Consider the following 10,826-nt stretch of genomic DNA (forward strand, 5'->3'; position numbering starts at 1 on the left):
AAAGTTCATCTTTCGACATGCGGCAAGGCAGTACCAGAGCGTACTTCGCTCCTGAACAGGCGCGCAGCGCTCAGGGTGCGGGTATAGCTCAATGGTAGAGCAGCAGCCTTCCAAGCTGAATACGCGGGTTCGATTCCCGCTACCCGCTCCAGCGCTTTTCCCAGGAGCGAGAAGCCTTTTATTTGCATCCGCTTGCCCCCATATGTGCGTCCTGCACTGAAAGAGCAGCACCGCTTTTGGCCGCAACGTCAGCGTTTGGCCAAAAGGCGCTTGTCTTTTTCGGGCTTTATCGGTAATCGCCCCGCATCCGACCGGAACCAAGGTCCCGATGCCCAAGGAAAGAGACAATGGCAAAAGGTAAATTCGAGCGTAATAAGCCTCATGTGAACATTGGCACGATTGGTCACGTCGACCATGGCAAGACGTCGCTGACGGCGGCGATCACCAAGTATTTCGGCGAGTTCAAGGCCTACGACCAGATCGACGCAGCGCCTGAAGAAAAGGCCCGCGGCATCACCATTTCGACCGCGCACGTCGAATACGAGACGCCGAACCGTCACTACGCCCACGTCGACTGCCCCGGCCACGCCGACTATGTGAAGAACATGATCACCGGTGCCGCCCAGATGGACGGCGCGATCCTGGTCGTGTCGGCTGCCGACGGCCCGATGCCGCAGACCCGCGAGCACATCCTGCTTGCCCGTCAGGTTGGCGTTCCTGCACTGGTGGTGTTCCTCAACAAGGTCGACCTGGTCGACGACGCCGAGCTGCTCGAGCTGGTCGAGCTCGAGGTTCGCGAATTGCTGTCGAAGTACGAGTATCCGGGCGACGACATTCCGATGATCAAGGGTTCGGCCGTTGCTGCGCTCAATGATTCGGACAAGAAGATCGGCGAAGACGCCATCCGCGCGCTGATGGAAGCGGTTGACGCCTACATCCCGACGCCGGAGCGTCCGATCGACCGTCCGTTCCTGATGCCGATCGAAGACGTGTTCTCGATCTCGGGCCGTGGCACGGTTGTCACCGGCCGCGTCGAGCGCGGCATCGTCAAGGTTGGCGAAGAAGTCGAGATCGTCGGCATCAAGGCAACGTCGAAGACAACGGTCACCGGCGTTGAAATGTTCCGCAAGCTGCTCGATCAGGGCCAGGCCGGCGACAACATCGGCGCGCTGATCCGCGGCGTTGGCCGTGAGGACGTCGAGCGTGGCCAGGTTCTGTGCAAGCCGGGTTCGGTCAAGCCGCACAAGAAGTTCGTGGCTGAAGCCTACATCCTGACCAAGGAAGAAGGTGGCCGTCACACGCCGTTCTTCACCAACTACCGCCCGCAGTTCTACTTCCGCACGACCGACGTGACGGGCATCGTGTCGCTGCCGGAAGGCACCGAGATGGTCATGCCCGGCGACAACATCACCGTCGATGTCGAGCTGATCGTGCCGATCGCGATGGAAGAGAAGCTGCGCTTCGCTATCCGTGAAGGTGGCCGTACCGTCGGCGCCGGCATCGTCGCTTCGATCAAAGAATAATCGACGCTTCAGTGAATTGCATGAAGGGCGGCCCTCGGGTCGCCCTTTTTGTTTGGCCCAAAGGCTACATTGCAAGGGGCGGATGATCAGGGCCAGAAGACTCGACGTCGCCGTGGGCAAAACGAAATATGCCATCTGCGCGGAGAAAGATTGCCAAGGTGCAGGAGCCAAACTTGGGGTGGTGGAAGCCATCGGTGCAATTTGCAACGCAGCGTGTCCCCTCGTACTCGCTGGAGGGGTACGGCGGCTAGCCGGCCCAGCAACGATTGTGAGCGTCGGCGACGTCACCGTTCGGTCACAGAACGCCATAGCCCTTGGCGACCAAGTGGGAAAATACCTGGGTGAAATGGGCATAAGCTTGTCTCTTCTTGCCGAAATGAAGCTGAGTGGCGCCTGGCCATTCGTCAGATTCAGCCAGATGAATTACATGATTTGGACCTCATCACCGGCCTTGATGCCGCTTACTTGCTGACTGGGGTGGCGCTTTGCAAGACTAGTCCCCCGGCAGACAACTGCGCCTCGTTGTCCCAAGACTGACGACGTAGCAAGAAGCATCCGATGCCTGATCGCTGCCGCGTTTTCAGGGTCGCCGATCTTGAATAGTAGGGGCTGCCTTGCCTTGCTGCATTCTTTTGCACCCCTATCGGCGCCTCCCCGCATGCTTTCACGCGAACTGGGACGAAAGCGATGGGAGCTGACGTGCCGGCATCGTAGGACTGGGCAGGTCGGGCAGTTGCGCTCGATCGGCCGACGAATGTGTTCCGCGCCAAAGCGCGGCACGATCTGATTCTGGAGCCGGTGTTCCGCCACATGTGCGACGATCATCCAGTCCATGCCGCAGCCTGGTTCGGCCAGAGTTCAACGAGCCGATGCCACGCTGGGGCTGGCGCATGAGTGGTGGTCCTTACCCGCCGTCGCGCAATTGAACTGCCTCGTGGGGAGGCGGCCCGAGCTTCGCTACAGTAGTCCAAAACCACAACTGTGAATGTTCGCGACTTCACACATTGTGCTCTTTACAGACGGCGTGGAAGTCCTTAGGAAGCCGGTGCTGCGCAGTTGATGCGCGGCGCAATGCACGGGCATAGCTCAGTTGGTAGAGCGGCGGTCTCCAAAACCGCAGGTCGTAGGTTCGAGCCCTGCTGCCCGTGCCAGTCTTGCCAGAACTCGCTGATTCAGGCATAACAGACTTTCAATAGCCGGGACGGGACGACTGGATGGTTCCGATGCGGCGTTTAAACGTAAAGCGGACTCCTGCCACTTGCGTGGAAAGAGAATCGGTTTTATGTAGGCGAAACAGACACGCGGCGCGTGGAGCTGGGGATCCGGCTTTACGCGTCCGAATTGCATGGGCGAAATGTTTGCGCTGATTCGGCGCGAAGTGACGGCTATGCAGCGCATCTCCCGGTCACGGGGTCATCCAGAAGTCCGGTCAACGGACGTTGAAAGCAGAGCGGCACATGGCGAAAACCACGAACCCCTTCACCTTTCTGCAGCAGGTAAGGTCGGAAACGGCGAAGGTGACGTGGCCGTCGCGGCGCGAAACCATGATCTCGACGGTCATGGTTCTCGGCTTTGCGATTATTGCGATGATTTTCTTTTTTGCCGCTGACCAGCTGATGGCATTCGCTGTCGAGCAGATCCTGGGCATGGGCCGCTAAGGCTGCGAATACGGAGAATTCCTGAATGACTGCGCGCTGGTATATCGTCCACGCCTATTCGAACTTCGAAAAGAAGGTCGCTGAGGATATCGAGCACAAGGCCAAGCAGAAGGGCCTGAGCGACCAGATCGAACAGATCGTCGTTCCGACCGAGAAGGTTGTTGAGGTTCGTCGCGGTCGCAAGGTCGATGCCGAGCGCAAGTTCTTCCCGGGCTATGTGCTTTTGAAGGCTCATCTAAGCGACGCGGTTTTCTCTCTCGTGAAGAACACGCCGAAGGTCACTGGTTTCCTTGGTGATTCGAAGCCGGTGCCAATCACGGAATCGGAGGCCCAGCGCATCCTGAACCAGGTTCAGGAAGGTGTTGAGCGCCCCAAGCCCTCGGTCACGTTCGAGATCGGCGAGGCCGTTCGCGTTTCGGATGGTCCGTTCGCGTCGTTCAATGGTTTCGTCCAGGAAGTGGACGAGGAGCGTGCACGCCTCAAGGTGGAAGTTTCGATCTTCGGGCGCGCCGTGCCTGTCGATCTCGAATTCGGTCAGGTCGAAAAGGGTTGATCGAAGCGCCTGTCGCCTCTGTTGGTGATGGGCGGTGTCAGGCGCATGCCTGGCGCAAGCATGGTGGGAGAAGAGGCGGCTTAGCCGGTTGCCTTATTCGGACCACCGAACTGCAACCGCCGGGTCATCCGGCATAAAACGAAAGCAGGAAAGAGATGGCTAAGAAAGTTGCGGGCCAGCTCAAGCTCCAGGTTTCCGCGGGTTCGGCGACGCCGTCGCCCCCGATCGGTCCGGCGCTTGGTCAGCGTGGCATCAACATCATGGAGTTCTGCAAGGCGTTCAACGCGCAGACCCAGGAGCTTGAGAAGGGATCGCCGATCCCGGTCGTGATCACCTATTATCAGGACAAGTCGTTCACCTTCGTCATGAAGACGCCGCCGGTGGCCTACTTCCTGAAGAAGGCTGCCAACCTCAAGTCGGGTTCGAAGGAGCCGGGCAAGATCAAGGCTGGCGAGATCAGCAGCGCCAAGGTGCGCGAGATCGCCGAAGTCAAGATGAAGGACCTCAACGCGAACGACATCGAAGCCGCCATCAAGATGGTCGAAGGCTCGGCTCGTTCGATGGGCCTGGAAGTGGTGGGCTGAGATCATGGCTAAGATTGCAAAGCGCGTTTCCAAGTCCCGCGAAGGCATCGATGCGAACAAGGCTTACGGCCTTGGTGAAGCCATCGAGCTTTTGAAGGCACGTTCGTCGGTCAAGTTCGACGAGACCATCGAAGTCGCCATGAACCTCGGCGTCGACCCGCGCCACGCTGACCAGATGGTCCGCGGCGTGGTCAACCTGCCGAACGGCACGGGCCGTACGGTTCGTGTCGCGGTGTTCGCAAGGGACGCAAAGGCTGATGAAGCCCGCGCTGCCGGTGCGGACATCGTCGGTGCGGAAGATCTCGTCGATATCGTCCAGAAGGGCCAGATCGAGTTCGATCGCTGCATTGCCACCCCCGACATGATGCCGCTGGTCGGTCGTCTCGGTAAGGTGCTTGGCCCGCGCGGCATGATGCCGAACCCGAAGGTCGGCACCGTGACCACTGACGTCGCTGCGGCCGTCAAGGCTTCGAAGGGCGGCGCTGTTGAGTTCCGCGTCGAGAAGGCCGGCATCATCCACGCTGGCGTCGGCAAGGTCTCGTTCGACGTCAAGGCGCTGGAAGAAAACGTCCGTGCTTTCGCTGACGCGGTCAACAAGGCAAAGCCGGCTGGCGCCAAGGGCGTTTACGTCAAGAAGGTGTCCGTCACCTCGACGATGGGACCTGGCCTCAAGGTCGACTTGGGCACGCTCGTTGTGTCCTGATTGTTGAATTTGGGTCAGCTGGAAAAGGGCTGATCCAAGGAAAGAATTCCGGGCCTCAGGGCCCGGAGTTTCGGAAGTTGGCAACAACTTTCGAAATCCTGTCCGAGATTGCAGGCGGTCCAAGCGACCCTTGGTCCTTAATTCGAATGGGCCTGCATGAGACGGGTGAAGACCAGACAAAGGAGCCTTTGCTCCAATGAAAGGTTCGAACCGTGTTTGCCTTTTGTCTGCGCATCGCGCCGGGCCGCAAGCCCGTCGGTGTGGCGAAAGGGGGCAGGATCCTCGAGCGCCGTTCGGGTGATCTGGAATTTTCTGGATTGGCCGCCCGGCAAAAGGCAACCCGACCGCCAACCCCGCAAATGGGAAGCGGTCAACTGGAGATAGGCAGTGGACAGAGCGGAAAAACGCGAACTCGTCACGGGCCTGAATGACGCGTTCTCGAACGCGGGTTCAGTCGTCGTGGCCCACTATGCCGGTATCACCGTCGCGCAAATGAACGATCTTCGCGTGAAGATGCGTCAGGCCGGCGGCACCGTCAAAGTCGCGAAGAACCGCCTCGCCAAGATCGCTCTTCAGGGCACGGAATCCGAAAACATCATCGATCTGTTCAAGGGACAGACGCTGGTTGCTTATTCGGAAGATCCGATTGCAGCGCCGAAGGTCGCGTCCGAGTTCGCCAAGACCAATGACAAGCTTGTCATCCTTGGCGGTTCGATGGGCACGACCCTGCTCAACGCCGATGGTGTGAAGGCTCTCGCCTCGCTCCCTTCGCTCGACGAGCTGCGTGCAAAGCTGGTTGGCATGATCGCCACCCCGGCTACCCGGATCGCCCAGATCGTCAATGCGCCGGCGGCTTCGGTCGCGCGCGTCATTGGCGCTTATGCCCGGAAGGACGAGGCGGCATGAGGCCGTTCCTCGCTATCATCAACACACGTTCGAACTGATTGAAGGAATAGAAAAATGGCTGATCTCGCAAAGATCGTTGACGACCTGTCGGCTCTGACCGTCCTTGAGGCGGCTGAGCTGTCGAAGCTCCTCGAAGAGAAGTGGGGCGTTTCGGCTGCAGCTCCTGTGGCTGTTGCTGCTGCTGCTGGCGGCGCTGCTGCTGCTCCGGCTGAAGAGAAGACCGAGTTCGATGTCATCCTGGCAGCTGCCGGCGACAAGAAGATCGAAGTCATCAAGGAAGTCCGCGCCATCACCGGCCTGGGCCTCAAGGAAGCCAAGGACCTCGTCGAAGGCGCTCCGAAGCCGATCAAGGAAGGCGTCTCGAAGGCTGACGCCGAGAAGCTCAAGGCTCAGCTGGAAGCAGCTGGCGCCAAGATCGAGCTTAAGTAAGCTCACGGTTTCGGTGGGCGGCTCCAATGCCGCCCACCGGCTCCCGTGACCCGGGGGATTGTGGGGAACCTATTTCCTGATGGCCGCAAGCGGCTTTCAGGAAACGGGTTTTCAACCGTTTTGGATAGGCCGCCGCCGAGGCGGCGCGAAAATGCAAGGTGAGCATTAGCGACGCTCACCCCAAGAAAGGCAGCAAGGAGCGACGATGGCCCAGATCCAGACTTTCAATGGCCGCAGACGCGTACGCAAGTTCTTCGGGAAGATCCCCGAAGTTGCGGAGATGCCGAACCTCATCGAGGTTCAAAAGGCATCATACGATCAGTTCCTGATGGTGGACGAGCCCAAGGGCGGCCGTCCGGATGAAGGACTGCAGGCCGTTTTCAAGTCGGTCTTCCCGATCTCTGACTTCTCCGGCGCGTCGATGCTGGAGTTCGTCAAGTATGAGTTCGAAGCACCGAAATTCGACGTCGACGAGTGCCGTCAGCGCGATCTGACCTTCGCTGCGCCGCTCAAGGTGACGCTGCGCCTGATCGTGTTCGATATTGACGAAGACACCGGCGCCAAGTCGATCAAGGACATCAAGGAGCAGGACGTCTACATGGGCGACATGCCGCTCATGACGTCCAACGGCACCTTCATCGTCAACGGCACCGAGCGCGTCATCGTCTCGCAGATGCACCGTTCGCCTGGCGTGTTCTTCGATCACGACAAGGGCAAGTCGCACTCGTCGGGCAAGCTTCTGTTTGCCGCGCGCGTCATTCCCTATCGCGGTTCGTGGCTCGACATCGAGTTCGACTCCAAGGACATCGTCCACGCCCGTATCGACCGTCGCCGCAAGATTCCGGTGACGTCGCTGCTGATGGCGCTGGGCATGGACGGCGAAGAGATCCTGTCGACCTTCTACAACAAGATCACCTACAAGAAGTCGGGCGACCACTGGCGCATCCCGTTCTCGGTCGAGCGTTTCCGTGGCCTGAAGGCTGTCGGCGACCTGGTCGATGCCGACACCGGCGAAATCGTCGTCGAAGCCGGCAAGAAGATCACGGCTCGTCAGGCCAAGCAGCTTGCCGAAAAGGGCCTGAAGGCGATCAAGGCGACCGAAGATGACCTCTTCGGCAGCTATCTCGCCGAGGACATCGTCAACTACGCTACCGGCGAGATCTTCCTCGAAGCTGGCGATGAGATCGACGAGAAGACCCTGAAGGTTCTGCTCTCGGCCGGCGAAGAAGAGATCAATATCCTCGACATCGACCACATCAATGTCGGCGGCTACATTCGCAATACGCTCACGGTCGACAAGAACGAGAGCCGCCAGGACGCGCTGTTCGACATCTATCGTGTCATGCGCCCGGGCGAACCGCCCACGATCGACACCGCTGAAGCGATGTTCAATTCGCTGTTCTTCGACGCCGAGCGCTACGACCTGTCGGCCGTCGGCCGCGTCAAGATGAACATGCGCCTGGAACTCGACGCCGAAGACACCGTTCGTGTTCTGCGCAAGGATGACATCCTTGCCGTGGTCAAGACCCTTGTCGAACTGCGCGATGGCAAGGGCGAGATCGACGACATCGACAACCTCGGCAACCGTCGTGTCCGTTCGGTCGGCGAGCTGATGGAAAACCAGTACCGCGTCGGCCTGCTGCGCATGGAGCGCGCGATCAAGGAACGCATGTCCTCGATCGAAATCGACACGGTCATGCCGCAGGACCTGATCAACGCCAAGCCGGCGGCTGCCGCAGTGCGCGAGTTCTTCGGATCCTCGCAGCTGTCGCAGTTCATGGATCAGACCAACCCGCTGTCGGAGATCACCCACAAGCGTCGTCTTTCGGCGCTTGGACCCGGTGGTCTGACCCGCGAGCGCGCTGGCTTCGAAGTCCGCGACGTGCATCCGACCCACTACGGCCGTATCTGCCCGATTGAAACGCCGGAAGGCCCGAATATCGGTCTGATCAACTCGCTGGCTACCTTCGCGCGCGTCAACAAGTACGGCTTCATCGAAAGCCCGTACCGCAAGATCGTCGACGGCAAGCTGACCAACGAGGTCGTCTATCTGTCTGCCATGGAAGAGGCCAAGCACTTCGTTGCACAGGCCAACGCCGCGCTCGACAAGAACGGCCACTTCGTTGACGAGTTCGTCATTTGCCGTAACGCCGGCGAAGTGATGATGGCGCCGCGCGAAAACGTCGACCTTATGGACGTTTCGCCCAAGCAGATGGTGTCTGTCGCAGCTGCGCTGATTCCGTTCCTGGAAAACGACGACGCCAACCGCGCTCTGATGGGCTCGAACATGCAGCGTCAGGCCGTGCCGCTGGTGCGTGCCGAAGCCCCGTTCGTCGGCACCGGCATGGAGCCGATCGTCGCCCGTGACTCGGGTGCTGCCATCGGCGCTCGCCGCGGCGGTATCGTCGACCAGGTCGACGCGACCCGTATCGTTATCCGCGCTACCGAAGACCTCGATCCGGGCAAGTCCGGCGTCGACATCTACCGCCTGATGAAGTTCCAGCGTTCGAACCAGAACACCTGCATCAACCAGCGTCCGCTGGTCCGCATGGGTGACCGGGTCAACAAGGGCGACATCATCGCCGACGGTCCGTCGACCGAGCTTGGCGATCTGGCGCTCGGCCGCAACGTGCTCGTCGCGTTCATGCCTTGGAACGGCTACAACTACGAAGACTCGATCCTGCTCTCCGAGCGCATCGTGGCCGACGACGTCTTCACCTCGATCCATATCGAGGAGTTCGAGGTCATGGCCCGCGATACGAAGCTTGGGCCTGAGGAAATCACCCGCGACATTCCGAACGTTTCGGAAGAAGCGCTGAAGAACCTCGACGAAGCCGGCATCGTCTACATCGGCGCGGAAGTGCAGCCAGGTGACATCCTGGTTGGCAAGATCACGCCGAAGGGTGAAAGCCCGATGACGCCGGAAGAAAAGCTTCTGCGCGCCATCTTCGGTGAAAAGGCCTCGGACGTGCGTGACACCTCCATGCGCATGCCGCCCGGAACCTACGGCACCATCGTCGAAGTTCGCGTCTTCAACCGCCACGGCGTGGAGAAGGACGAACGCGCCATGGCCATCGAGCGCGAGGAAATCGAGCGTCTCGCCAAGGACCGTGACGACGAGCAGGCCATCCTCGACCGCAACGTCTACAGCCGCCTGAACGACATGCTCGTCGGCAAGGACGCGATCGCCGGACCGAAGGGCTTCAAGAAGGGCTCGACCGTCGCCAAGGAGACGCTGGACGACTACCCGCGTTCGCAGTGGTGGCAGTTCGCCGTCGAAGACGAAAAGATGCAGGGCGAGCTTGAAGCTCTGCGCGGCCAGTACGACGACTCCAAGAAGCAGCTCGAGCAGCGCTTCATGGACAAGGTCGAAAAGGTGCAGCGCGGCGACGAGATGCCGCCCGGCGTCATGAAGATGGTCAAGGTCTTCGTTGCGGTGAAGCGCAAGATGCAGCCCGGCGACAAGATGGCCGGCCGTCACGGCAACAAGGGTGTCGTGTCGCGTATCGTTCCTGTCGAGGACATGCCGTTCCTCGAAGACGGAACGCATGCGGACATCGTGCTCAACCCGCTCGGCGTGCCTTCGCGCATGAATGTCGGCCAGATTCTGGAAACACATCTGGGCTGGGCATGCGCAGGCATGGGCAAGAAGATCGGTGAACTCATCGAGGCGTATAAGGCGGGTGGCGATATCAAGCCGCTGCGCGAGACGCTCGAGAGCTTCATTCCGGCCAACGACCGCAATGAGCCGGTTCGCGAATATGACGACGAAAGCATCGTTCGCCTCAGCGAGCAGATGAAGCGTGGCGTCTCAATCGCGACCCCGGTGTTCGACGGAGCGCATGAAGCCGACATCAACATCATGTTGGAGCAGGCGGGTCTGCACACGTCCGGTCAGTCGCAGTTGTACGATGGCCGTACTGGTGAGCCGTTCGACCGCAAGGTGACCATGGGCTATATCTATATGCTCAAGCTTCACCACCTGGTCGACGACAAGATCCACGCCCGTTCGATCGGACCTTACTCGCTCGTTACCCAGCAGCCGCTGGGCGGCAAGGCGCAGTTCGGTGGCCAGCGCTTCGGCGAAATGGAGGTCTGGGCACTCGAAGCCTACGGCGCCGCCTACACGCTGCAGGAAATGCTGACCGTGAAGTCGGACGACGTGGCAGGGCGTACCAAGGTCTACGAGGCGATCGTGCGCGGCGACGACACGTTCGAAGCGGGCATCCCCGAGAGCTTCAACGTTCTCGTCAAGGAAATGCGTTCGCTGGGCCTCAATGTCGAGCTTGAGAATACCAAGATCGACGAGACCCCACACCGGTTGCCCGACGCAGCCGAGTAAGCACCAAAGGCGCGCCGCGGGATCTTCCCGCGGCGTCGCCGCCAGAGCATGATCCCGCAGAACGGGTGCCGTTTTCGGTCAAGATCGTGCTCGAATGATGAGAATTTTTCGGCGACGGCCGACACAGC

General features: G+C 60.1%; 8 protein-coding genes and 2 tRNA genes. All 10 read left to right on the forward strand.

Features of this window, described 5'->3' with window-relative positions; all coding sequences use genetic code 11:
- Positions 1-77: 77 nt before the first annotated feature.
- The 10 genes from C8K44_RS17475 (at position 78) to rpoB (ending at position 10,698) form a co-directional block, all read left to right on the forward strand.
- Positions 78-151 (forward strand) — tRNA-Gly (locus C8K44_RS17475).
- Positions 152-347: 196 nt separating this feature from the next.
- Positions 348-1,523, forward strand: coding sequence for an elongation factor Tu (gene tuf / locus C8K44_RS17480; RefSeq protein WP_109577087.1), 1,176 nt, complete (start codon positions 348-350; stop codon positions 1,521-1,523).
- 1,075 nt (positions 1,524-2,598) lie between these two features.
- A tRNA-Trp gene (locus C8K44_RS17490) sits at positions 2,599-2,674 on the forward strand.
- A 306-nt stretch (positions 2,675-2,980) separates the two neighbouring features.
- Complete coding sequence (gene secE / locus C8K44_RS17495) at positions 2,981-3,181, forward strand: preprotein translocase subunit SecE (RefSeq protein WP_067966516.1); 201 nt, start codon at positions 2,981-2,983, stop codon at positions 3,179-3,181.
- A gap of 25 nt (positions 3,182-3,206) precedes the next feature.
- On the forward strand, positions 3,207-3,734 hold the full coding sequence (nusG, locus tag C8K44_RS17500; protein ID WP_109577089.1) for a transcription termination/antitermination protein NusG: 528 nt from the start codon (positions 3,207-3,209) through the stop codon (positions 3,732-3,734).
- A gap of 155 nt (positions 3,735-3,889) precedes the next feature.
- Positions 3,890-4,318 carry a 50S ribosomal protein L11 gene (gene rplK, locus C8K44_RS17505; RefSeq protein ID WP_055973823.1) on the forward strand — a complete coding sequence of 143 codons (429 nt, stop codon included), beginning with the start codon at positions 3,890-3,892 and terminating at the stop codon, positions 4,316-4,318.
- Positions 4,319-4,322: 4 nt separating this feature from the next.
- The gene (gene rplA / locus C8K44_RS17510; RefSeq protein WP_109577090.1) at positions 4,323-5,021 is read left to right on the forward strand and encodes a 50S ribosomal protein L1; all 699 of its coding nucleotides are present in this window, start codon (positions 4,323-4,325) and stop codon (positions 5,019-5,021) included.
- A gap of 387 nt (positions 5,022-5,408) precedes the next feature.
- Entirely contained in the window at positions 5,409-5,927 is a 519-nt protein-coding gene (gene rplJ / locus C8K44_RS17515) for a 50S ribosomal protein L10 (RefSeq protein ID WP_067961867.1), read from the forward strand.
- Positions 5,928-5,981: 54 nt separating this feature from the next.
- A complete protein-coding gene (rplL, locus tag C8K44_RS17520; RefSeq protein ID WP_109577091.1) occupies positions 5,982-6,356 on the forward strand; it encodes a 50S ribosomal protein L7/L12 in 375 nt (124 codons plus the stop codon).
- A 205-nt stretch (positions 6,357-6,561) separates the two neighbouring features.
- The gene (gene rpoB, locus C8K44_RS17525) at positions 6,562-10,698 is read left to right on the forward strand and encodes a DNA-directed RNA polymerase subunit beta (protein ID WP_109577092.1); all 4,137 of its coding nucleotides are present in this window, start codon (positions 6,562-6,564) and stop codon (positions 10,696-10,698) included.
- Positions 10,699-10,826 lie beyond the last annotated feature (128 nt).

Origin of the sequence: Aminobacter sp. AP02 (assembly GCF_003148805.1) — a bacterium.
In the GTDB taxonomy this organism is placed as follows: Bacteria; Pseudomonadota; Alphaproteobacteria; order Rhizobiales; family Rhizobiaceae; genus Aminobacter.